The sequence below is a fragment of the Sharpea porci genome, from assembly GCF_009695655.1.
Classification (GTDB): Bacteria; Bacillota_I; Bacilli_A; order Erysipelotrichales; family Coprobacillaceae; genus Sharpea; species Sharpea porci.
In genome coordinates, this window is record NZ_VUNM01000018.1 from 13661 (window position 1) to 38968 (window position 25308).

The 25308-nt window shown below is 36.4% G+C and carries 19 protein-coding genes and 1 pseudogene; 7 read left to right on the forward strand and 13 right to left on the reverse strand.

Going from position 1 to position 25308, the window contains the following annotated elements; translation table 11 throughout:
• The first annotated feature begins 32 nt into the window (after window positions 1-32).
• The 4 genes and pseudogenes from FYJ79_RS08105 (at window position 33) to FYJ79_RS08115 (ending at window position 1803) form a co-directional block, all read left to right on the forward strand.
• Window positions 33-998: an Abi family protein gene (locus FYJ79_RS08105; RefSeq protein WP_154516623.1), complete on the forward strand. Its 966-nt coding sequence runs from the start codon at window positions 33-35 to the stop codon at window positions 996-998.
• An 80-nt stretch (window positions 999-1078) separates the two neighbouring features.
• A pseudogene (locus tag FYJ79_RS12705) lies at window positions 1079-1261 on the forward strand (tyrosine-type recombinase/integrase); the annotation flags it as partial.
• Complete coding sequence (gene nrdD / locus FYJ79_RS12595; protein WP_407695593.1) at window positions 1255-1422, forward strand: anaerobic ribonucleoside-triphosphate reductase; 168 nt, start codon at window positions 1255-1257, stop codon at window positions 1420-1422. The pseudogene FYJ79_RS12705 and the gene nrdD, both read left to right, overlap by 7 nt.
• 168 nt (window positions 1423-1590) lie before the next feature.
• Window positions 1591-1803: a hypothetical protein gene (locus tag FYJ79_RS08115; RefSeq protein ID WP_154516629.1), complete on the forward strand. Its 213-nt coding sequence runs from the start codon at window positions 1591-1593 to the stop codon at window positions 1801-1803.
• A 449-nt stretch (window positions 1804-2252) separates the two neighbouring features.
• Here the strand turns inward: FYJ79_RS08115 and FYJ79_RS08120 are convergent, their stop codons facing one another.
• The 9 genes from FYJ79_RS08120 to FYJ79_RS08160 all read right to left on the reverse strand — a co-directional run bounded on the left by FYJ79_RS08120 (window position 2253) and on the right by FYJ79_RS08160 (window position 18426).
• The gene (locus FYJ79_RS08120) at window positions 2253-6920 is read right to left on the reverse strand and encodes an EAL domain-containing protein (protein ID WP_195837046.1); all 4668 of its coding nucleotides are present in this window, start codon (window positions 6918-6920) and stop codon (window positions 2253-2255) included.
• 22 nt (window positions 6921-6942) lie between these two features.
• The gene (locus FYJ79_RS08125) at window positions 6943-7431 is read right to left on the reverse strand and encodes a hypothetical protein (RefSeq protein WP_154516638.1); all 489 of its coding nucleotides are present in this window, start codon (window positions 7429-7431) and stop codon (window positions 6943-6945) included.
• A 46-nt stretch (window positions 7432-7477) separates the two neighbouring features.
• A complete protein-coding gene (locus tag FYJ79_RS08130) occupies window positions 7478-8290 on the reverse strand; it encodes a class C sortase (RefSeq protein WP_154516641.1) in 813 nt (270 codons plus the stop codon).
• Window positions 8290-8784 carry a signal peptidase I gene (gene lepB / locus FYJ79_RS08135; protein ID WP_154516644.1) on the reverse strand — a complete coding sequence of 165 codons (495 nt, stop codon included), beginning with the start codon at window positions 8782-8784 and terminating at the stop codon, window positions 8290-8292. The genes FYJ79_RS08130 and lepB overlap by 1 nt, the downstream gene beginning before the upstream one ends.
• 40 nt (window positions 8785-8824) lie before the next feature.
• A complete protein-coding gene (locus tag FYJ79_RS08140; protein WP_195837047.1) occupies window positions 8825-9544 on the reverse strand; it encodes a Cna B-type domain-containing protein in 720 nt (239 codons plus the stop codon).
• 112 nt (window positions 9545-9656) lie between these two features.
• Window positions 9657-11153: an isopeptide-forming domain-containing fimbrial protein gene (locus tag FYJ79_RS08145; protein WP_154516650.1), complete on the reverse strand. Its 1497-nt coding sequence runs from the start codon at window positions 11151-11153 to the stop codon at window positions 9657-9659.
• 55 nt (window positions 11154-11208) lie between these two features.
• Entirely contained in the window at window positions 11209-14856 is a 3648-nt protein-coding gene (locus tag FYJ79_RS08150) for a SpaA isopeptide-forming pilin-related protein (protein WP_154516654.1), read from the reverse strand.
• 231 nt (window positions 14857-15087) lie between these two features.
• Complete coding sequence (locus FYJ79_RS08155; protein WP_154516657.1) at window positions 15088-15828, reverse strand: SWIM zinc finger family protein; 741 nt, start codon at window positions 15826-15828, stop codon at window positions 15088-15090.
• A 3-nt stretch (window positions 15829-15831) separates the two neighbouring features.
• A complete protein-coding gene (locus FYJ79_RS08160) occupies window positions 15832-18426 on the reverse strand; it encodes a DEAD/DEAH box helicase (protein ID WP_154516660.1) in 2595 nt (864 codons plus the stop codon).
• 265 nt (window positions 18427-18691) lie between these two features.
• Between FYJ79_RS08160 and nrdG the strand changes: the two genes are divergently transcribed.
• Window positions 18692-19228 carry an anaerobic ribonucleoside-triphosphate reductase activating protein gene (nrdG, locus tag FYJ79_RS08165; RefSeq protein WP_154516663.1) on the forward strand — a complete coding sequence of 179 codons (537 nt, stop codon included), beginning with the start codon at window positions 18692-18694 and terminating at the stop codon, window positions 19226-19228.
• The gene (locus FYJ79_RS08170) at window positions 19215-19682 is read left to right on the forward strand and encodes an S-ribosylhomocysteine lyase (RefSeq protein WP_154516666.1); all 468 of its coding nucleotides are present in this window, start codon (window positions 19215-19217) and stop codon (window positions 19680-19682) included. The genes nrdG and FYJ79_RS08170 overlap by 14 nt, the downstream gene beginning before the upstream one ends.
• A 26-nt stretch (window positions 19683-19708) precedes the next feature.
• Here FYJ79_RS08170 and FYJ79_RS08175 read toward each other — a convergent pair whose 3' ends face one another.
• The gene (locus FYJ79_RS08175; RefSeq protein ID WP_154516670.1) at window positions 19709-20866 is read right to left on the reverse strand and encodes a hypothetical protein; all 1158 of its coding nucleotides are present in this window, start codon (window positions 20864-20866) and stop codon (window positions 19709-19711) included.
• Window positions 20867-21097: 231 nt separating this feature from the next.
• Between FYJ79_RS08175 and FYJ79_RS08180 the strand changes: the two genes are divergently transcribed.
• Entirely contained in the window at window positions 21098-22414 is a 1317-nt protein-coding gene (locus FYJ79_RS08180) for a L,D-transpeptidase family protein (RefSeq protein WP_195837048.1), read from the forward strand.
• A gap of 59 nt (window positions 22415-22473) precedes the next feature.
• Here the strand turns inward: FYJ79_RS08180 and FYJ79_RS08185 are convergent, their stop codons facing one another.
• From FYJ79_RS08185 to FYJ79_RS08195, 3 genes are read right to left on the reverse strand one after another with little or no spacing between them, the layout of a single operon-like run.
• Window positions 22474-23493, reverse strand: a complete 1020-nt coding sequence (locus tag FYJ79_RS08185) for a hypothetical protein (RefSeq protein ID WP_154516676.1) — start codon at window positions 23491-23493, stop codon at window positions 22474-22476.
• A gap of 9 nt (window positions 23494-23502) precedes the next feature.
• Entirely contained in the window at window positions 23503-25080 is a 1578-nt protein-coding gene (locus FYJ79_RS08190) for an MBOAT family O-acyltransferase (protein WP_154516679.1), read from the reverse strand.
• Window positions 25080-25307 (reverse strand): phosphopantetheine-binding protein, encoded by a 228-nt coding sequence (locus FYJ79_RS08195; RefSeq protein WP_033163658.1) that lies wholly within the window; start codon window positions 25305-25307, stop codon window positions 25080-25082. The genes FYJ79_RS08190 and FYJ79_RS08195 overlap by 1 nt, the downstream gene beginning before the upstream one ends.
• Window position 25308 lies beyond the last annotated feature (1 nt).

Below are 25308 nucleotides of genomic sequence, written 5' to 3' on the forward strand. Positions count from 1 at the left end.
TAAAAAACCTATTGAATAAAGGGTGTGGATAAATGAAAACTAAATTTACAATTGACGAACAGATTGAACACATGAAAAAGAAAGGTGTAAAATTTGAATTATTTATAGCAGATCAAGCAAAACAATTTTTGCAATACAATACATACTATTTCAAATTTAAGTCTTACGCTAAATCATTTGAGCGAAAAAAAGACGGAACATTTGTAAATCTTGATTTTGCCTACTTAGTTGAATTGTCAAAACTAGATGCTCATTTACGCTATTTTATAATTCATTTAAGTTTAGATATTGAACATATGTTAAAAACAAAATTGATATGTGATGTTACTAATAATCGAGATTGTGATGGATACCATGTCACTGAATTATTTTTAGAAAGGTATCCATTAATTAATCAAAGTATTAAACGAAAAATGAATGATTCAGCTAGTGCCGATTTGATTTATAAATACGATAATCAATGGCCTATATGGGCATTGATTGAAGTGCTATCATTTGGAGAGTTTATAAAATTGTACTCAATGTATTATGAAATCTATAAAGATGGAGCGTCAAAAGAAATAATAAGTTTATTAATTCCGCTGAAGTTTCTAAGAAATGCCGCGGCTCATAATAATTGTCTGCTCAATTCTTTAAGAATTCCATATGAACATACTCATTTAAAAGATATAAAAACAATAAATAAAACAAGGGTCCTAACAGAAAAGGTTTCTAAGATAAAGAGCATTGGAAAAGCTTCCAGAAAAAAGAAACTTACTAATCCAATCATTCATGATTTTGTTGCATCACTATTTTTGTTTGATCAAATATGCACAAGTATTCCCATTAAAAGAGATACTTATACTAGGCTTGACAAACTATTCAGAGCACGAATGATTCAGCATAAAGAATATTTTTCAAAGGATTTAATATTTACGTCAACTTATGATTTTATGATTAAAATAATTGATTTCCTAGAAAGTGGCATGTATAATACCGTTAGTGAACAAAAACAATAGTTTTTAGCGGAGTACAATGCCTGCGTTGTACTCCGCTTTTTTATCAAATATCCAAAGAAAAAAGATAACCCCAGGCGCATATGAGCCGTACTCGTCTAGCACGCAAGCTTGAAATGTATATCAATATATCCGGAGTTAAACGTATTACTCCTCATGGCTTTCGACATAGCCATGCATCGTTTCTTATAATGAACGGTATTGATGACAGTCTGATTGCAGAACGGCTTGGTCATACGGTCGCAGAGCTAAGGAAAACATATGCTCATGTATACAAATCAATGCGTCAAAACATGAAATCGATACACTCAATGTATGTCGTCGTACATGTGGCTACCTTGGAGACAACTTTTGGAATAAAGGCCGCACTCAGGAGATCAAAGAAAGATTTGTTCACTTAGATAACAGAGTGTATAACGATAAATAGATGAAATTAAAAAGTTAATATTTAATTTAAAAACTTAATATCTATAAAATGAGGCATAAAAAGCCTCATTTTTTGTTATATTTAAAAACGTAATATTCGTTCCACCTATAGCATCTTATATGATACAATTAAGTTGTAATGCAGAGCTCTTACACATGGAGGTAAAACATGAAAATTTTTAATCATTTTTGCTTAAGCCAAAAGACTTTAACTAAGTTAAAAGGCTTAACAATAGCTGTTGCAGTCTATATGATTTTTCGAATCATATTAGGAAGCAAGCATCTACTTTTAGATTTTCTTCTTTGTACTATCGGAGCAGTGCTTATTGAGACAATAAAAGCGTTGATACGAAAGAAAACGGAAGGTAATTCAAAAGATTAGTTTTAAATACCATATAGATAAAATGGATAAGTTAATATATGTTCTATTTGTAGTATCCTATATGATACAATTTAGAAGCAATTATTACTTAAAGCAGGTGAACAAATGAAAATCCAAAATTTCTTAAACAAAGATACCTTAAAAAAATTTAAAAATTATACAACTATGATTTTGCTTCTCATGATAGGTCGAGTCATAGTTGGCAGCCATAATCTACTATTAGATTTCGTATCCTTCGTTGTCATGACCATGATTTATGAAATTTTAGTATTCTTGGCAAGAAAATTCAGACAAAGAAAATCAGAAAGCTATTCAAAAGATTAGTTTTAAATACCATATAGATAAGTGATGAGCATATTTCAATAGTGTGGCTCATCACTTTTTCATATACTGGAGCCAAAATTAAAAAGAGGATACCAAAGGTATCCTCAAACAGCTTCAAAGTGTATTTATTCGTCACTACGTCTTCTACGGAAGCTATGTCCTTTATCCTGATACATATTGAAATCTGCCTTCGTAAGAAGTGTATCAAAGTTCGTAACTTTACCACGTGTCCAGGCAAAGCCAATAGCCATACTAATACCATTAATATTAGCACTATCACGCATATGTTGGATCAAGAGATGGATATCTCGTTCTTCAAGTTCTTCAGTAAGCACGATGAATTCATCTCCACCTGTTCTAAAGACATAATTCTCTCCTGCACATTCCATAAGTATTCTTGCAGTTTCATGTATCATCATATCACCCGCATGATGACCTTTTGTGTCATTGGTATTTTTCAAGCCATTCAAATCGATGGAAATAACACCAAGTACACCATCACCCTGCCATTGACTAATACGTTGTTCTAATGCACGACGGTTGCCTGCACCAGTCAGCTGATCTATCATACTTTGTTTTTCTAGCTCAAGCAAAATATTTCTATTTCTTACCATTACAGCAATAAAATCTGTAAGTGTCGAATAGATTACACTGCCTCTTGAAAAGCTTTCTTCAGACGGGTTGATGACGAGGGTAAAGCCCTCTGTTTGATTCTGTAATAATAGCTGCCCAGATATAAAGCTATGGACACCATGTATTCCAAGCTTGAAATCTGGATGTTCTTTTTGAAATGCATCCATATCATGAATCATAACGAGATGTTCTGATATGAACCTTTCGTAGAGTGCTCGTAATTCTGTTTTTGAAATGCTTTGTAGTTCTTCTTTAAGTGGTACTACACCTGGCATTGTCCATTCATAAGTGGCACTGACAGTATTATCATCTCGTTCTTCAAAAATAAGGAAGCGTTCTGGCTGCATATCTTCAGAAATACTAGATATCGTCTGTTCAATAGCTTTCTCTGGATCAGCTTCCTGCATACCACGGGATATAGCATCATTAGCACGTATTTCATTATAAAAGAATTCATGATTACCCGCCATTGTTTCAATATACTCATTGATATCAAAGGCAATGGTAACCTTCAATATACGTTTATCCCATGTCATTAAAAATGATCGTACGATAAAGTTTTTTCCTTTTTTATGACTCTTATGTTTTGCCCCAAATACACGATCCATACGCAACATCAGATTAGGGCAATCTTTGCATGGTTCATTGAACCCTTCAAGCATTTTATAACACTTGCATCCCTTTAAGCTAAACTTTTCATCAATACCAAGATCTTTTCTTGCAGATTGATTCAAATAGACTAATTCATATGTCTTTGGATCACTGATAATTACATGTTCTGGAAGAGTATTCAAGATCTCCTTACTAACATAAATACGATCTTCTGTATATGGCTTTTCACCATAAGCTTCTTTTTCTGCACTATTCATTCTACGAATCAAAAGCTGCAGCATTTCATCAAGACTTAATACTTCTGATCCATAAGCTACAGCATGCATCATTGCAGAATTTGTATGAATGCCAAGCTGTCTCCATAATACCGGAAGAACTCCAGATACTGCTGAAAGCTGTTCTTCAATACGATCTGCATTCTCTCTTTGACAGAAACAAAGAAAACAGCATAAGCCAATTCTTGCAATAGACCAGCCGAGTGTAAATGTATTTTTCACTGCTTCCGAGAATTTCATCAATATCGCTCTCGCATTTTCTCCACTCTCTTGCATTACTTCAGCATAAGCAGGAACATCAATAAGAACACCAACATAATCTATCTTATTTGAACGATATTGATCAGAGAAAAGCAAGCCCGCTTCAATCGCACCACGGAAACTCAAAAGACCAGTATCAGGATCTATTAACCCCAATCTTGATTCCTCATTATTGTCTTCCATCTTTTTTGTGTTGATCATGGCAAGTGTGCCTGCCAATTCTTTTTCTAGATACCATGGTTTACGTTCAATACTCAGCTCGCTCACCCTGCCTTTTGACAATACGAGTTCTTCTTGAATATTGACATGTCGTGGTTTTATTTCATCATTCGCAAAATGAGTGCCAATTTCCTTCTCTGTTTTCCCTATAAATTCTGACGGATCTTTGACTCTTTCTTGTGCCTGAAGGCTTTTGCTGGCTCCAAGAATATGTCCTTTTTGATCTTCCCAATAGAATAAATAAGGGGAATCTTCGCACAATGTACGAAAGAGACTACTTTCAGCTTGGGTTTCAGGCTGAATGGCGTTATATCCTGATATTCCAAAAGATCGACAAAATACTGGTAGAAGTGCATCTCTGTCACTCTTTCTTTCCCAGATATCTTCTCGCTCACAAAGCAAGATATTCTTTGTTGTACTTTTATAAATAATTAATGCTTCAAAGACTTCCCAGCGATATGTTCCATCAACATTTTTTATACGAAAAAGTTCAGACTGAGAAACACCATTCATTTTTGTTTTTCTTTCGATGTTTTCAGGATGAATAAAGGTAAAAAAGCGTTCTCTGTCATCTGGATAAACAAGATTATCCGCAAAAAAAGCAATAAAGTCATTGATTTTATGAGGAATCTTCTTTTGATTGAGTTCAGGATGGCTGGATTGTAGAATTGTTACTTCCTTTTTCCCACGTTCAAACATATAGAAGCCTTCATAGAACTGAAAGATATCACGTAATGTATTATCCAGTGTCTTCGCCTGATTAATTTCCTCATTGTTGCTGATATTGTAGATATGTGCTTCTCCAATCCAATAACTTTCATCTCCCGCAATCCATTTAGCACTCACTCTCATGTACTGCCCATTATCCACATAAGTCATTGTCTCTTGTGCCTTTGATTGAAAAGACTTGATCATGAAGCGTTGGAATCTTCCACGGAATGGATATCCTGAATCACCAAGATTCTTATTAGCTTCAGCCATTCCCTGTGTTCCTGTGCTTCTCAATTCTCTTTTATAGGCATCATTTTCAATAAGAAGGGTAATATTTGAACCATCAAAACTGAAAAGAGCTGTTGGGGAATCAGAAACAACATTAACACGCTCAGCTATATTCATTAAATGTGCTTCTTCAGGCGTTTCAAATCGGAAATTCTTGCCATGTATAAAGGAAAATGTATCTACATAACGCATGGGCTTACCATAGTAATAACCTTGAATACGTCCACAACCAATTTTCTTTAAAAAAGAAACCTGTTCCTTTGTCTCCACACCTTCTGCTAAAGTCTTTACGCCTAGCATTCTTGCCATTGTAACGACGGAAGTAATAATCTGTCGGCTTCGATCATCGAAGTGGCTAAAAAATCCCATATCAATTTTAATGACATCAAAGTGATAATTATGAAGTGAATTCAATGAAGAATACTCACTCCCAAAATCATCCATCCAAACCTCATAACCAGCCTGCTGAAACGCATGAACAGTATTGGCCATACTCATATGATTTGAAAACATGACACGTTCAGTAATTTCAAAATGTAATACTGTTCTTGGAATATTATAACGTTTCACCATCTTTTCAATAGTATCCAACGGATTAGAAACATCAAAATCATAAGCCGAAAGATTCAATGATACTGATACTATAGGTAAGCCATTATCAATACGATCCCGCAACATCTGACAAACCTGTTCTAGCACATAGCAATCAAGACGATTAATAAGTTGTGCATCTTCAAGCACTGGAATAAAGACATCAGGATAAATCATGCCTTTCACAGGATCTTCCCAACGTGCTAATGCTTCAAAGCCACTAAGCTTACCTGTTAATGTTCGAATAACAGGCTGATAATAAACTTTAATATAATGTTTTTCCATTGCTTGGGTGAAATGACGTAAGACATAGGACTTATCGGCAATGGTTTCTCCCATTGATGTACAGTAAATAGCAATACTGCGATTACCATCTTCCTTGATGCTATCACAGGCAATTTTGGCTGCATCAAAAGCATGTCGTAAACTATCAAGAGTATCCTTCTCGGTTGGTTTATAAATACCTACCTTCATTCGTATACCATCATCATTGATATAGTGATTCACTTCATTACAGACATGTTCTAGCTTTACTTCTAAGTCTTTAGAAGGCAGAAGTGCTACAAAACGATCTGCTGTCAAATGTCCTATAAGTGCCCCAGGAAAGTGTGTTGTGATCGTTGTAGCTATTTTCTTTATACACAAATTTCCCTGATGCATTCCATACAATCGGTTATATTCCTTAAAACTCGTTAAATCAAAAATCACCGGACAAAATGAACGAATATCATAGCGTGCCACACGTTTTTCTGCTTGTTTAAGTGCTAGTTTTAAGAAATCATGCATACCTAGCACGCCTGTTTGGTCCTTTGTCCGCATATCACTTGAAATTTGTTCTACTGAAAAAAGTAAAAGCACATAAGCTTTCCCAAATCGTGTATCTTTCAGTGTACCAATTCCCTGAGCTCTACGAAAATGCCCATTTTTCGTCTGGTAATCAAAAGAAATAGGAATATGATTCAAATGACCATTACCTAGTGCAGAAAGAGGCTGATAGTCTTCCTCCTCCATAAGGTTACGATAGTTTGCAGAACAAAACTGCATGAACATTTCAACAGTATCACATTCATATAATGCTGCAATTTTCTTATTTGCGAAAACAATGCGTTCACTACCATCTGCAAGAACAAAACAAACACCACCTTCAATAAGATCAAAATCTTCTTTGTATTGTTCTTGTCCATTCATATCATCTTGCTTCATGTGAATCCCCTCCCCTGGTTCATCAAATCGAGCCATACATCTCCCCGACTCTTTTTGCATTGATATAAAAACATGTTTGTCCATAAGTACAGATCACAAGATCTGCATGCGTTATGTTGTCATAAGGTAATGTCCCTATATCAACGATTTGATAATATTGGATCTCTCCTGATGTCAGATGCAGTTGCAGTACTTCATCAATATTAAGTGCTTGCAGGTCTTTTTTAAATGCATCATCAACCTTGATCACATGATCATTATAGAACGGTAGAGGTTGTTTTCCAAATGCAAGTTTAAAATGCTTACCTGTGATGACACCTTTGACTTGTCTATCATCAATAACAAGATAGCCATCCGTTCCCATATAAGTCTTAGGAAAAAGCTTGTATGCTTGGTTGTAGATGGATAGGTTATTTTGACGTATTTGATATTGTTGGTAGAAAGCATAGCCCTGCATACATCCAGCTATAATAATCAAAACACATCCTAATCCCATAACAAGCTTCTTCATAAATATATCACCTGTTACTATTTTAACACATGATTAAATAACAAGACTAGTTCTTTTCCCTAAGCTTACTTTTCTTCAACTGATGAATACCTAAAAGCAATAACACAACCGCAACAACACCCCAACAAATATCCCATATAACTGGATCAGCTGTTGTTAAATCAGGAGCAACACGTACAGATTGATTAGGAACACGATGACCTCTTACAAGTAAACGATGTGTATTGACACCATAAGGTGTACATGTGACAAGTGTACAATAGTCTTGGTAAGGATCTATCTGCATTTTAGATGTATCTTGTGGAAGAACCGTACTGATTTGATCAACCTTGTAAGTCAATGTATTATCCATAACTTGAAGCATGAAGAGATCACCTTTTTTCAATTGATCAATATCGGTAAAGAGTCGCGCACTAGGAAGACCACGGTGGCCAGAAAGCACACAATGCGTTCCCTTGCCTCCAACAGGTAATGAAGTTCCAGGAATATGTCCAATCGCAATCTGAAGTATGGATTGTTCATCGCCATGGTAAATAGGTAAAGACACATTAATCTTAGGGATTTCAACATAACCCATAATGCCTGTATTGGTGATATCAAGAACCTTTTTATACTGCTTTTCTTCTTCATGATCTAAGCTAAAGGTATTAACATGATGTTCTGCATTATATTTTTTAGCATCCTGCCATAAATGTTTATATTCTTTTTCACTTAAAGAGGCCACCTTCTTCTCATAAGAAGCAATAGCTTGTGAACGATGCTGCTGGTTCCACCAGTTAGAAAATGATGGATAAACAAGTAATCCTACTCCCACAACAAAGATGACAGCAACAACTATATTCAGCAATTTCTTCACCATTAGGAAACACCTCCCAAACGCTGTAGCGGCCACACTCTCATTTTCACCACACCAATAATATCCTTCCTCTTGACAACACCAAAATGCTTTCTTCTCGAATCAACACTAGCTGATCGTTGATCACCAAGCACAAAATAACAATCTTCACTTACTTTATAGGGATAGACAATATCATGATGATCATCATATCTATCTTTGACATAATCTTCTTTCAAGAGCTTGTTGTTGATGTAGACTGTTCCTTTTGAAGTAATTGTCACAACATCATTGCCTGAAGCAACAATACGTCTAACTAAGATCTTGTTGTTGTAATAGAAGGCAATAACATCCCCTTGATGAACATCTTTTGTCTTATGCACATAGACAAGATCATTGTCCTTTAAGCCATTCTCCATTGCCTTACCATGCATGAAGTAGAAAGACCCAAATGTCCCTACAACCATCATCACAATACAAACAACAATTCCAATCCCATAACCAACAATTCTCTTCATAAAAATCCCCCTAACAAGAAAAATGGTACATGAAGCACCATTATTTCTCAAGTCTCTTTCCTATCAAGATAAGTGCAAGACCACTTAAAGCTAATAAGAAAATATAAATTGTAATATGTGTAGAATCTCCACTCTTGACTACTGGTGGCTGTTCTTGATTCTTTGTGTTAGTCAGCACAATTGTCACTAAGCCATCATTTTGAGCCATACTTACTGTATTCTTATAGCCTTCAACATGATGTTCAACAACACTATAATCCTTATAGCCATCCGTTTCCCAGCTATATGTATAGTTCTTTTCTTTTTCAAGAACCACACTACGCTCTATTTTCCCATTAACATAAAGGTCTACGGTAATACGATCAGGCGGATTAGAAGTCCCATTCCATTGTTTAATCAGCTTATAATCAAAATACTCATCATCAACACGTTTCGTCAATGATATTGTCTTTGCATCATTCATATCAATAAGAATAGGACTGTATTTCCAGAGTCTACGACCTTCACGATAATTATCAACCACCAACAAATATAAACCATTACTCAAATGTTCGTATTTCACAACATCCCCATCAGCAATCCGATGATCATTTTCTTTATTAACGGCATATCCTTTTAAGGTTGTTGCAGCAATCAGTGTTTCATTCGCATTTTGAAGTTTGTTGATATTGATATTGGCATTTATAGCATCCTGGAAAGCTTCAGTATACTTATAGCTACCAAACTTTCCCTCAGCAATCTTATACAAGTGAAGACTCATTCCACTCCCACAATGATCAATTGTAAGAGGGAATGACTCTTGAGCATGGACAGCACTGTTATCCATGATTAGCAGCAAGGAAAGAATAATAACGCATACTTGAAATAACTTATTAAGCTTTTTCATGTTTCTTTGTATAGATGACATAAGCTGCTGCTAAAGCTACTAATACACCACCTAATACATATAATACCGTAGTACCCATACCACCAGTTTCAGGTAATATAGAACCTGGTTTATTGACAACATTAGTAGTTAATGAACCAGCACCTTTATCAGCCGTGAATGTAGCTTCACCAGCTGTTTTATTACCAGATAAGGTCAGTAACTGAGGATCATCTGATGTTTCATTATGTGTAGCTGAAATTGTGAATTCGATTGGAGTAATTCTGTTATATCCAGCTGGAGTTGTTGATTCGATTAACTTATAGTCACCATCATCTAAGCCTGTGAATTCGAAAGTTGTAGTATCGCCAGCAGTGAGTGATTTAACATTTGTGTATGCACCATTAACTTTCTTCTGTAATGTGAAGCCTGCACCTTTTAATGGAGTTTTACCATTCTGATCTACTTTGTTAACAACTGTCTTGTAAGTGAAGACGATATTCTTGTCATCTGGAGTCTTACCAGTGTCACCTTCGCCGCCCTTGTTAGGGTTGTTAGAATAAGTCAAGTTCACTGTATTAGGGTTACCTGCAGAACCGATAACTGCATTCTCATTTAACTTAGCAGTGTAATTTACAACAACTGTTGTATTAGCATCAAGAGTAACACCTTCAATACCTTTTAAGTTGGCACATGTCCATGTTACAACTGTAGAACCATCATCCTTTTCTGTAACTGATTTCTCGAATGAGCCTGTTACAACTGTATCACCAATTTTGATTGTTGCATCATCATTGAATGTTAAGCCTTTGCTCATTGTATCAGTGAAGATATATTTGTAAGATTTGTAGTTGGCAATGTTAGCTGGCATAGAACCTGTGATCTGGTAAGGAATTTCATCACCGATATCATAGTCAGCTGAATCCTGCCAACCAGAAGTTTCACCATTTGAATCATTTGTATCTTGAACTTTCTTTTCAACAGTAGGAATATCTAATTTAGTAGTTGCTGTAGTGTCTTTTACAACTTTTAAGATATATGAAGTATAAGCACCCTCTGTTTTGTTCTGAGAGTCAGCTTTATCTTTTACTAAATAGTAACCAGCAGCTAAACCTTCAATGTATGCAGAATCATTTGCTGCAACTTCTTTTTCAGTACCATTTTGAAGGTATTTCTGTAAATCTTCAGCAAAAGTCTTAACAGGTAAAGAGTTGTCAGTTGATTTTGCTAAATCTTCAGCTTTTTTAGCAGCATCACCAAGAGCAGTCTTACCTTCTTCTGAAACACCATTACCCCAGTGAACGTTTGATAATATACCTTCACTTAAATCACCAGTGAAGATCTGATAAACTTCAAAAGTATGCGTTGTTTTACCTTTGTTTTGTAATGAAAGTTGGTATGTCTTTGCGTTTGCTGCATTAACAGCACCACCGGCAAAGGCAGTTAATGTGAAGATCATTGCGATCGCAACGATATAACTGAATAATTTCTTAGTTAAATTCATAGTTTTCCCCTTTTTCTTTAGTATGTTTTATGAGTGTTGTATGTCGAATGTTTGTCTATTCCACAACCCTCCTTTTGATATAGCGTACTAATATTACTAGCAAGCCTAATGCTATTAAAACAAAAGCTGCTTGGTAAAATTGCTCTATACCACTGCCACCAGTATCAGGCAGTTTGTACTTGATTGATGTATTCGTTATTTCTGTAATGAATACATTATCATTTTTATCATTTTTTTCTAATTCTTTTTCTTTTCCATTTCCTTCTTTAACAAATGTATGAGAGTCATTTCTTGTCAGAGTTGTTGTATTTTCATTCTCTGTACAGTCTGCATCATAGAACTTAGCTGTTCCAGCTTTATTGACTCCAGCTTTATTGACTTTTATAACCCAAGGACCAGATGTTTTATATTGATCCGGTGCTTTTGTTTCTTTCAAATAATAGAGTTGTCCACCTCTTAATGAGGTAAATGTCAACTTACCATCATTATTTGTTGTCAGTGTTGCAACTTCACTAATATCGATTGAGTTGATACTTGTATCCTCATAGTTATCATCGAATTGATAGAGCTTAAATTCTGCTCCAGCAAGAACATGACTATTTTCCGCATCCTTCTTTGTAATCTGTAAGCCATAGGACTGCTCTGTATTCGTAAAGGCTTCTTTTTTATTGTTGAAGAGTGTTAGATTTGAATTCGTATTGTTTAATGTATAATCACTAACATCATTTTCTTTTCCGTTAAAAATATGCTTTACTTTTACATCCTTAATTGAATATGTTGTTGTTTCAACTTTATTTACAAGTTTCGTACCTGAAGCATAAACCGTAAATTGAATCTTGTAGATTGTATGATCATAAGTAATACTTGTATCTTCCGCATCTTTTTCTACAAGATAGAATGTATAATCACCAGCATTATCATAGATGAAGCTTGGAATTGCTGCATATATTCTTCCAAGCTGGTCTTGGCTTGCAGTCTCATTACCCACTTCGGTAACAAGTGTATTAGTGCCTGAACCAGCAGTAAATTTACTGCCATTCCATTGAGGTGGAGTTGTTGAATCACCAGTATGTTTATAGATCGCAAATTTAAACTGGTTGTTATCCATTGGCAGATTTGTACCCGTATTATGCAGATTTGTATCCGTATTATTAAGTGCTGATTTTAACTTAAAAGCTTTATAGGCTTCTACATAGAATGATGGATAAATCTCATTTGATTCACCCAAAGTCAACATACCATTAGTCATAATACCACCACCATGGTTATGGGAATGGTTACCACTAATATATGTTGAGGCCTTAGCTAAAGCATTGTCGATATGATCACGGCTCGGTCTGGCAGTTAAGCCAATGAATTTTGCTCCACCAGCTTCAGGAGATTCTTCTTTAGACTCATTACCATCAAAGGATCCTTGGTAATTTTCACTACCACCACCTAGCATTCCATTCGTGATTGTATAAGAGCCAACATTAGCTGCATGGGCTAAGAAATAATCCTGATAATCAGTGCGATTTTTATTTATATAGAATTCATGAGCTACATAGTCTTCGTTCTTCTTTTCACTTCCAGCACCAGAGCCTCGTGAATAGTGCTCCCCTTTGGCTTCATTACCATAGATAGCAGCACCTTGATCAGTATTGATACTTGTGTTCCCTGTTGGACAGGCACTGACACCACCACCAAAGCCATCGGCATGGTTTTCTGTAATAATGGCATTCCTGATATTGAGCTGCCCATTCTCCTGAACGAAAATACCGCCACCACCCCAGTCACCTGTTCCATTAGTTCCTTCATTAAGACCGGTATATGTTTTATTGTTTGTGATATAAATTGTGTTACTACTTTTTACGGCACTTATGCCACCACGACCAGAGCCACCAATTCTTATGCCTCCGCCTTCACCAGTCTGTGCGACATTTGAAGCGATAATACCACCAGTCAATGTCAGATTTGCAAGACCATCTTGTGTAAAGTAGCCAATATAGAGACCACCACCTGCTTCATTCGAATAGTTACCAGTGACATATCCACCAGACATATTGACCTGTGAATCATTGTCAGCGGCAACACCGCCACCACCATGAACACTGAAGTGATCAAAAGTTGAGCTACCAAAGGATTTTTTATTATTTGTAATGTAAGCATCACCAGAAATATTCAATATCCCTGATTTCATATAAATGCCGCCACCACTAAATCGGTTATCTTTAGAATCTTTACCATCATTACAAGCTTCATTACCGGTAATAATACCGCCAGTCATATTGATGGTTCCACCACCAGTAGCGCCATTGTTTGTACCATTATTGTAGATGCCACCGCCATTTTCAGCACATCCATTTGTAATAACACCACCACTGATATTTAGAACATTTCCGGCATTATTCCATATAACATTACCTTTATGATTACCAATAAGATAACCACCTGATAAATTCAATGTTCCTGTTCCTGAGCCATTACTACCATGTGTCGCGACGACATGAGGTCCAGTATTGTTGTAGGCAACACCACTCTTGAAATCAAGTGTGCCACCTTTTTCAATCATGAACGTACTGTCCTCTCCACCATTTTTGGTTGTTTCACTAAAGATACGTCCGGCTTTGGTGAAATCAACTGTATATTCCTTTGTGGTATCCGTCGTATCCGTTGTTTTTGTACTATTCACATTAGGTTCTGTGACATAGTAATCAAGGGCACTAGGAATATTTCGATCATCTTGTGAGTCTTTTTCGGTTGTTAGGCTGCTGGGATTGCCAACGCCAGCTGCATTAGTAGCAGTAGGATTGTCTGCATTAGTAGTAGGCTTGTATTTGTCAGCTTGTGAATCAATAATGGTAAGACGCTTGCCTGATTTAATATAGAAATAGGTTTGATCATAGAGTTGTAATTTATTCCCATTTAAATCAATTGTGACATCATTATCAATATTGATTGGTTTACCAATATCCTTATCCACTGCTGTTTTATCAGCTAAAATGTTCTTATCCACTGTTGTTTTACCAACTAATTTATAAGATCCTGATAAGCCTTTTATTACCTCATTATTGATATTGCCGCTTATCTCATTATTGCCGCTTATCTCTTTAGGAACATCAGTGTTAGAATTAGCTTTTAATGGTGCTCGCTTAACTGTTTTAGGTGTTGTTTGTGCTTCAGCTGTTTCAGCTGCCTTCTTAATAGTGATTGTTGTTGAAGGTGCACTGAATGCTAGTGTTACTTCATTATTTGTAAAAGTAAGCTGATTTATAGTTGTATTGATTTGAAGATATACATATAAGGTATCATCCTGTGGATTATTGATTGTCACAGTCATTTGGTGATCCTTAACTGTATATGAGCCAATTGGTCCATCATGACTATAATCATGACTTTCACCTGCATAACTATAAATGGCACTAACTGGTGCAACAGTATCCTCAAGAGCAAGATGATCAGGCATAGTCAGACGAATACTATTGTTAACGACCAAAGATGACTTAGGAAGTGCTGCCGTGATATTAAAGCGTAGCTTTGTCTGATCGGCTAAAGCTGATTGGTCATAAGCTATGTAACTTCCATCCTTTTCATATTCTAATGCAACTTGAGAAATATATTGGGACAAATCATAATCTGTAGCCTTTGTTGAAAGTGTGAAACTCAAAAAGACCATTATGATTGTCAGTAAGCAAAGGGTGATTTTTCCTACTTGCTTCTTCATGTTCGTATTCCCCTTTCCCAAATACATTTTTGCTTTCCAAATGCATAATACATGATACAAGAAAGCTCTTACATATGAGAAATTCGTCTTTTATGTCATTTTTGTAAGACTAATGTTTCTTTTATCTATATTTTTTAATGATGCTATTTTTATTGACATGATTAGTATATATAACTATATTATTGATATATATTAGACATAAAAAGAAGAGGACAGTTCATTCTGTCCTCTTCATGCATTCATAATATCGATACCAAATATAGCCTTGATATCATCATCTTCAATAATACGATCACTAGGATCATGAGCATGTTCCAACATATGATCAACATGGCTTTCTATAGCTACATCAATCAGACGATGGACATCAATGCCCCTGAGTTCGAAGAATAGAAAGGGGTTTTCATCAAACTTAGCTCCTATTCCATACATCACCGCTGCGACATGCTTACACATGATAGCCCAATCCGGACAGCTGCAGGAGAAACTGATTTCTCTTGACGATGGAAAGAGACCATTACTGCTTGTAAAGAGTTCCTGCAAGTCTTCAGGGAAATCGCCATTGATGAGTGTTTCAAGAGTAGAGATTTTGTGGCTACATTTTTCAACTAAGGCATCCATTTCTTCAGCCTTGAGCGGGCTGATATGAATATCAACTTTGTAGGGAGCTGCTCTTCTGCCTTGGACAAGCGCTTTGACACGGCCCTTGGTAATATGTAGATCTATAACTGTTCCACTACGTACATAACGTTTGCCTCTTTCAAGACGTGAACCATAGTCGGCATAGTTTTCTATGACATTGCACCAGGCTTGTCCCCACCAGCTTTTTGCTATTTGTCTGCCTTCGATATGAATGGGCTGATACTGTTTGCCTTTCTTGTTGGCTTTATTATTGGAGCTTGCTATTTTAGATTGTAGCTCCTTGATGGTTGGCTGGGAATAATGTATGGGGGAATTCCAGTATTTGGTCATTGCTTACACCTCCAATTGGAAAAGGTTAATGAGTTCATCATTACTCATTTCTGTAATGTTGATCTGGTCGTTGGTTGAAAGGATGTTGTTGGCAAGGGATTGTTTAGATGTAATCAGTTCATCTATCTTTTCTTCTATTGTGCCAGTTGAGACTAATTTATGGACAAAGACTTTCTTCTTCTGGCCAATACGGTAAGCTCTATCACTAGCCTGATTTTCAACAGCTGGATTCCACCATCGATCAAAATGTATGACATGATTAGCGGCAGTGAGGTTAAGGCCTGTACCTGCTGCTTTGACTGTTAAGACAATATAGGGAATATAGTGTTCGGATTGGAATTTATTGACAATTTCTGTACGTTTCTTAATTGGTGTTGAGCCATTAATGATATAACCCTCTTTATGGAAAATAGAGGCTAGATATTGTGACAATGGTTCACACATTTCACGATATTGTGTAAAGACAAGTACACGTTCTCTCTTTTCATAGATTGTTGTACAAAGCTCTTTCAACATCTGATACTTCCCACTATCAATGGCTTTAAAAGAGATATCATGGTTGAATTGATCAGGATGATTACAGATTTGTTTAAATTTAGTGATATAGCTTAAGACAATACCACGTCTTTCCATACCTTGTGCTGTTTCAATGTCTTCTTTGAGTTGTTCAACCTGTTTCTTATAAAGCACAATCTGTCTCTTTGAAAGATTGACATGATCAACAATCTCAATCTTATTTGGTAAATCACTGATAATAGATTTATCCGTCTTTAAACGACGTAGGATGAATGGTGAGACAAGATTTCTAAGTTTTGTTGTATTCTCAGGATAATCTTCTATTGTCTTAGAGAAGCGTTTGAATTGATCAAAGGAACCAAGCAAGCCTTTATTTAAGAAATCAAAGAGTGACCATAAATTAGAATAATCGTTTTCAATAGGTGTCCCCGTCATAGCAATACGGAATCGTGCAGGAATCTTTTTCATGGTTTTGGTTTGTTTTGTGATTGGATTCTTGATGGCCTGTGCTTCATCAAGTATTAATACATGCCACTCTCTTTGACTTAAGCCCTCAATCTTGCTTGCCATACCATAGGTTGTAATAGTGAGATAGGGATTATCTTCTTGATAGGCTTGATAGTCCTTGATTTTGGAAGAATGGAGAATAGAGTAATGGAGATCTGGAGCAAATTTCTTTATTTCACTTTCCCAGTTACCCAGTAATGAAGCAGGTACAACCAATAAGCACTTAGCATCAGCGTCTTCTTCTCTAAGTTTTTCTAAGAAGGCGATAACCTGAATGGTTTTCCCAAGTCCCATATCGTCCGCTAAACAGGCCCCAAAGCCAAATGTATACATGATATTTAGCCAGTTGTAGCCCTCTTGTTGGTAATGGCGCAAAGTGGCATCAAAGTCTTCAGGCAAGGATTGTTTTTGTATATGACGTGGCTGACGCATTTCCTGCATCATGTTCCTTAACCACTTTCCATTGGTGATTTCAATTCCATTATCTGGATCATCATCAATATCTTTCACAAAGTCCTTTGTCAGAGCTTCTTTGAGGGTGATGGTGCCATCATAGTGTTCCATCTTTTGAAGAAGTTCCTGAAGTTTTTGATGGTTGACTTCAACCCATTGTCCCTTCATGAATGTCAAACCTTCTTCTTGCTTAAGAAGATAGTTGATATCATCTTGTGACAACATACGACCATTGATTGTCAAAGATGGAGTTAAGGCAATTAAGGTCTCTAGTCCAAAGAAAGATGGTTTCTTTTCGCCAGCACTGACATTGAGATGCACACTTGCATAATGCTTTTTCCACCAGTTGGGCACTCTGCACTTAATCCCACTCTTCTCAATAAGAGGTATTGCCTTCAATAAGGTATAGGCTTCTTTAACGTTTAACTTGATAGGATGAAAGAGTTCTCCTGTATCCATCAAATACTGCATATATTCAACTTCATCAGCTACCTTATTCAATGATGACAACAACGATAATAACTCTTCTTGATGATCTTTGTATTCAATCAAGGCATGGGCTAAAGGCATATGACGGACACGTCCTGCTTGATCCTTAGTGGCATAAGTTGCCATAAAGGCAAATGGATTATCTTCATCTAGAGGATTCTCTACTAAATGGAAATAAATACGCTGAGCTGTTTGCAGATTCTGCGAAAGACCTTCAAAATAAAGCTGCATTGTTCCTTCAAAGCTTGTTGCTTCTTTTTCAAAGACATGTTGGAGTTGATCATATTGTAGTTTTAGCCACTCTTCATCCACAAACTCCGATCCCAAGGCAAAAGGACATAAAGCTAATAAATAATCGAGTTGATCATCATCTAGTACTGCTTTCGTTTTTTCCCTAGCAATTTCTATTTCTGGTGAAGATGAAAGACTTCTTACAAAGCTTTGTACAACTTCTTTAAGAAATTGAGCAGTTGGGGAATCTTTACTGGTGTCCTGGAAAGTCATATGATAGAGCGTTCCATACTTATCTTCTTCAAAAAGTGTTGCGATTTGTGCATCACTGGCATTCTTAACAGAGACCTCATCAATGACAAAACTCTCATTTGTATAAATAAAGGCAATCTTCAATTTCATCACCATCCTTTAGGCTATTATACCAAAAATATATTTGTCCCCATATGATTATTTCAAACAACTTATTGCCCGGGAAACAATCGTTTATACAGTTCATTTGATGGGTTCTCTCCTTCGATCATCAATAGCTTTGTTCTTGAAGAGTATTGTTAAAAAGTGTAAGAAAAATATCAATTTTGAACAAAATATACAAAAGAAGCGTATTATCGCTTCTTTTTTCGTTAAACAATGTTAAAATAGTACAATATGAAAGAGAGGGAAAAACATGCACTATGCACAAATCAGGGAAATTGATGTAGCGAACGGTGAGGGCATACGTGTTTCTCTTTATACACAGGGCTGTCATATTCACTGTCCTGGCTGTTTTAATGAAGAAACATGGGACTTCAACAAGGGTAAACCTTTTACCCAGAAGGAAGTTGATGTGCTCGTAAATCTCATCAATAAGCCTCATATCAAAGGCTTTACACTCCTTGGAGGAGAACCAATGAGTCCTGAAAATAAAGATGTTATTGATGATCTTTTAAGACAAATCCATGAACGTTGTCCTGGTAAGGATATTTGGGTCTATTCTTCTTATACATGGGAAGTTCTTTTAGAAAGAAGACCTGAAGCATTATCTTATATGGATATTCTTGTGGATGGGCCTTTTATTGAAGATTTGAAATATGCATCATTGAAATTTAGAGGTTCATCAAATCAACGTATTATTGATGTTCAAGAAAGCTTGAAGATACATTCCGTAGTACGTCATCCGATTTATGATCCGGATTTAGGAGAAAATGAATATGGAAAGAATTAAAAGTTTTAGTGTTGATCACAGACAATTAAAGAAAGGTATTTATGTTTCAAGAACTGATGATGATATCTTAACTTTAGATGTCAGAATGACAGAGCCCAATAATGAGCCAGCTATGGATCCTAAAGCAGCCCATACCATTGAACATATTGGTGCAACATGGTTGAGAAATAGTGAGATTGCACGTCATGTCATCTACTGGGGACCAATGGGATGTATGACAGGCTTCTATCTCATTGTAAGAGACTTAGATTTTGAAGCAGCTATTCCCTATGTCAAAGAAGCCCTTTCTGTCGTAAGAGACTGGGAAGGCCCTATTCCTGGTGCTGCTCCTGAAGAATGTGGCAATTATACTTATATGGATTTACCAAAGGCTAAGGCAAGCGCAAAGCATTTCTTGGATGCCGAGCTTGAATATGAATATCATTATCTTGAAGGCAATGAAAATGCCAAATAAAAAAGCAGTACAAACTGCTTTTTTCTTTACCAGGAAGTGGCAATATCAAGCTGGGTTGGATTATCTAAGGCAAACGTCCCTGTATCACAGACAATCCCAAGTCCTAATGATGTCTTTACTAAAGATCCACGAGGATGAATATCAAGATTAGCAGCAACCATCACATATTGACCAAGCATCTTGACACCATCACTACGTACCCAATAAGCATCATGATTCCCCTGCTGGCGCATGATGCGTACAACACCATCCATTGGTAAGTTATACCAAGTTTCTTTTCCACTTGGTCCATCATTGACACCTTTGCCTTTTGTCATTGTCTGTCCCTTATCCTGGACATTATTGCCCGATGTCAGCTTTTGACCATGATAGACATACATTTTCACATGATAGCCTACTTGCATACTCGCAACATTATTTTCATCATCAATAGCCCGTACTACAACTTGACGATCTCCTGGTATTGACGTATCAACATCACTTGCTTCAAGACGTGCCTGATGTCCATTGACATCCTTGGCTTCAAAATAGTCTTCAACATGGAATGATGCTTCATAATCTAAATCAATAGCCTTCTTTTGAGTGAGCGTTGGTGGCGTGATATGGGCGATGGAAATTGTCACCTGACGTTTAGTTTGATTATGGTGATGATCGAAAGCATAGACTGTGATGGGATAATCTCCCATCTTTGAAGTATCCACTTCACCTTCATAATACAATGACGTACTCACATCCCCATCTTTGCCATCCATTGCCTGAAAGACCTGATGTATGTCAAAAGGCTGATTATAGGCATAACGAATATGATCATCACTGATTGCATTCGCTACAAGCGTATCCTGTGTTTTTAAGACAGGTGGGATTTGATCAGCAATCGTGATTATCAGCATCTTTGTCTCTTTATTACCATAAAGATCAGAGATTGTTGCTTTGACATGTTGTTGGCCGAGTTTTGTCGCATTGTAGTTTGGTGCATCAATGAGGATTGAAGGGGCATTTTTAAGACCCAGCTTATGAGGAGTAAGCAGTTCTCCATAAGCCATCTTGATATGTGTCTTGGTGATATGAAGTGGATGGGCAGGTGTATAGATCAACATCCCAAGCATGATGATAAATAAAATATGTAATGTAAAAAGGGTTATGACAATGATGTGTTGAATGAATAAATCTCTTTGTGTTCTCATGTGCTTATACTAGCACTTATCTTCTTATATGCAAGGGAAATTATCTTGATTTTATCGCATAAATTAAGATATTCTTAAGAATTAGAATAAGCTATGAAACAAGGTATGAAAGTATTTACGCAAATGTATTGTAAATAACAAAATACATGTTATAATTCGAGTTGTCATATAGAATATTGCATCTCAAAACAATATTTTAGAAATATGATTTGTTGGAATTTGGAGGTCAATATGAAAAAAAGGTATATCGCCGCAATTGCTGCTGGAGTCGTTGTTGTTGGCTTAGGTGCTTATTTATTTGCCTATAAAGACAAATATTACCCAGGTACAACAATTGACAACATTAACGTAAGCGGGCTAACGGTTGCTAAAGCAGAAGCGAAACTGCAGGAACACTTCAATGATACAAAGGTCACAATTAAGACATCAGGAGAACCTCTTACAGTCAATATCTCTGATATTGCTTCTTATTCTTCATCTACTGCAAAAGACATTATGAAGAATAAAGGCTTCCTTGTTGGAAAAGACTACAAAGACAAGAGTTCTATCACTTTTGATGCAAATAAGCTCAGTGATTACTTAAAGAAACAGAATGTTCTTTGGGAAAATAGAACGAATACAGCTGATGCATCCTCTTCTTATGATCCAAATGAAAAGAAGTTTGTGATTCATAAAGAAGTTTATGGAACAGAATTTACAAGTCTTGAATCTCTTACAAAAGAAATTATGACTGAACTTAACAACAAGAACTATAATATTAATGTTGAAACATCTCAATATTATAAACAGCCTGCTGTTAAGAGTACGGACATGGAAGAAACTGTAAAGACTTTAAATAACTATGTTGGTAAGACGATTACTTTAAAAGATGATGATCAGACATATACATTAACATCTGATGACTATGCCCCACACTTAAGTGCTCAAGGCAAAGAGATATCTGTTGATGAATCTTGGCTTAGGAATTATGTTGCGAACCTGGCCAGCAAGGTCAATACGCGTGGCAAAGCGACTTCCTTCACAGCCCCTAATGGACAGGTTGTGAATGTCAAAGGTGGTACTTATGGTAAAGTCCTATCTACAAAGACAGAAAGAGAACAAATCAAGAAAGATATTCTCTCAGGTAAAGATGTCACAAGAAATCTTAATATCACTTCTTATGGTGATAAGACATTGAATTCTAATGTTATTATTGTCAATATTGCTGCTCAGACTGTTACAGCTTTCAAAAATGGACAACAAATTCTTAATGCTTCCGTTGTTACAGGTAAGATGACACCTGATCGTATGACAGATTATGGTCTCTATTACATCTTCCATAAACGTTCACCTGCTGTATTAAAGGGTGATGACTATCAGACACCAGTTAATTTCTTCGCTGCATTCCATAATGGTGAAGGTTTCCATGATGCTGATGGCTGGCGTAAAGCTTATGGTGGTAACATCTATATCAATAGTGGTTCTCATGGTTGTGTCAATATGCGTTATAATGACGCTAAGACAATTTATGACAATTTCGCAATCGGTACTCCTGTAGCCGTTATCTAAAATGAAGATAGCTATCGTTATGATGGCTATCTTTTTTTAATCAAAAAAAACGAAGAACTTTATTGTCCTTCGTTAGATATAAGATCCTGATTTTGTTGGTTCTGATCATCGTTGTCCTTAGTTTTCTTTTCTAAGTTAGATGCCGCGTTTGTTTTCATCTCTTTCTGCTCTATTCTCTGTTTATAGAGAACAAGGGAGAGTTCATAGTTGGCATATTGTGGATCTCTACGATGATCTTTTAAGTGATAGTTATCTTCGAGATATTGCCCAAAGTACTTAGAGGCTTTTTTTGCGCCATTGTAGTTCAAATGGTCACCACCATCACGACTATCCGTATTCCAGTCAATCCCAAGTGGTAATGTATTGAAGTCGACAAAGTCATACCCTTTTTCCTTAAAGAATTTTTCAAGCTGGTTATGTCTTTCTAAGCTCCATGTCTTTGCACATGGTAAGCTCATGAAGACAAGCTTAGTATTATGTTCTTTTGTAAGGGCCATAATCTTATTGAGATAAGAAAGAGCGTAGGGTTGAAGTTTAGCTTTTGGCTTCTTATGCTTCATGAGAGGAACAACCTTGTCATAATAGCGGAAGCCTTTTAAATAATCACGATTGGATAATTGATATTGTGTTGAGAAGTCCTGTAAAGTAAGATTCTTCCAACGGTTGTGATAGCGCAATATAGGAATATTAACGCCAATACGATTCTGCATATCGTCACTAAAGGAATAACGACGATAGAGTGATTCAGCTTCAAAGAAGACATATTGAGGTTTTTGCGTCTTATAGATTCTCTTAAGTAAGCTATAGGACTGATAGATACTTTGTGCTGGTGTTGAAGCATCATAAATTGTATAACCATGCTTCTCATAGATCAACATCGGAGAGAGTGATGAATAGACTAAGGAATCCCCTAAAGCAACAGCATCCACTGTATTCTTTGCTTCAGAAAAGATTTTATTGCTGGTGACATAGTCTACACCAAAAGCTTTCTTGTTTGTCTTTGGTGTAAAGACAACAGAACCTATCAATAATGCGACAATCAGGATCCCATTAAAAATAATAATCTTAATATATTTCATATGATCCCCCTAGAAATCCGCATAGATAGGTGCAACTGGTAAATAACCTACACCATAAGCACCAAAGATCAGTACAGCAATAATAAAAGCATAATAAATAGACCATCTTAAGACAATTGGCTTTGAAGCAATAGCCTCTCTGACATTAATCTTCTTTTCTTTAAGCATACTGATCACAAATAAGATAATTAAAGCAATAATCAAAACACCATAATCATACTTATCGATACCAAGCTTTAAGAGTTCTTTTCCATTAAATGTAAAGTCTCTTAATGTCTGCGAAAGCATCGCAAAGCCCTGACCTACAGTTGGTGCTCTAAAGAACATTTCACCGACAAAGATAAAGATACAGAGTTTGAATGACTGAAAGATGCGATAAGGCTTACTTTCACGATTAATATGCAGTTTCTCACAGCCATTGACAACAAGCTGTTCAGTTAATGATTCACTTAGGATAAAGAAGAAGTGGTACATCCCATAGAATAAGTATGTCCATCCTGCTCCATGCCAGAGACCATTGCAGAACCATACAACAAATAACGCAATAGCACCCGTCACAAGTGGACCATAATGATTACCGAGCTTGGCACGGGTTTTCTTTGTCAAGGCCTTAAGTGGCTTAGAGAGAGACATCGGATAATAGATATAGTCTCTAAAGAATGCTCCAAGAGTTATATGCCATCTTGTCCAGAAGTCTGAAACGTTCTTGGCGAAGAATGGCTGACGGAAGTTTTCTGGCAATGTGATATTGAAGATCTGGGCTGTACCAATGACAACATCCATTGTTCCTGAGAATTCGCAATACAGCAGCATTGTATAACCGATCATGCCAAGAAACAGCGTTCCGCCATGATAATGAGCATAGTTCGTAAATATAAGTGTGACAGGAATATTCAGTCGATCAGCGATGACATACTTCTTAAAGAAGCCCCAGCCGATACGCTGAATGCCATAAGTCACATTGTGATAGTTCAATGGCTCACCATTTGTCAGCTGTCCTAATGTATCTGTCGCTCTTACAATTGGTCCTTCCATAATACATGGGAAGAAGGCAAGATAGAGTGCGAGCTTGAAAAGATTACGTTCTGCCTGAATTTTACCCAGATAGATATCGGATAAATAAGCAATACATTGCAATGTATAATACGAAATACCTATTGGCGCAATCATCTTATGATATTTAATAAAAACAGGCACGGATGTTAGTGAAAAGATATCATTTAAAATAGAGACAAAGAAGCCCACATATTTGAACGCAAAGAGCACAGCGACAAAGAGCACAATCGCAAATATCAAGATATGCCATTGTTTTTTCTTATAGCCTGCCTTAATCAGCTTACGTTCACTACGTTCAACATCCTTTATGGCTGCTTTCTTTTCCTTCTCAAGGTCATCTAGCCACATGCCAAAGTAATGCACTCCTAGTGTAGCAAGCCAGATAAAGACAATGAGTTTATTCGATGCAAACCAAATAAACATATAACTCGCCAACAACAAGATCACTGGTCGCGCTTTACTGCTCGCTAGCTGATAGACAGCCATGAGAAGAGGAACCATCACCAGATATAATGGTGAAAAATATGACATTATTCTTCCTCTAAACGTTCAATAAGCGCATAGATTTTTTTCGCACTATTGAAGTTATCAGGCACAATATCAACAGCAGGAATAGAAATATCAAATTCATCTTCAATTTCAGAAATAAGCGAAAGAATAGTCAATGAGTCAAGCTTATGACCATCAATCAAATCTTCACTATTTTCAAAATCTACTTCTGGTTTTAATTCTTCTAAAATATCTAATAACTGATCCATA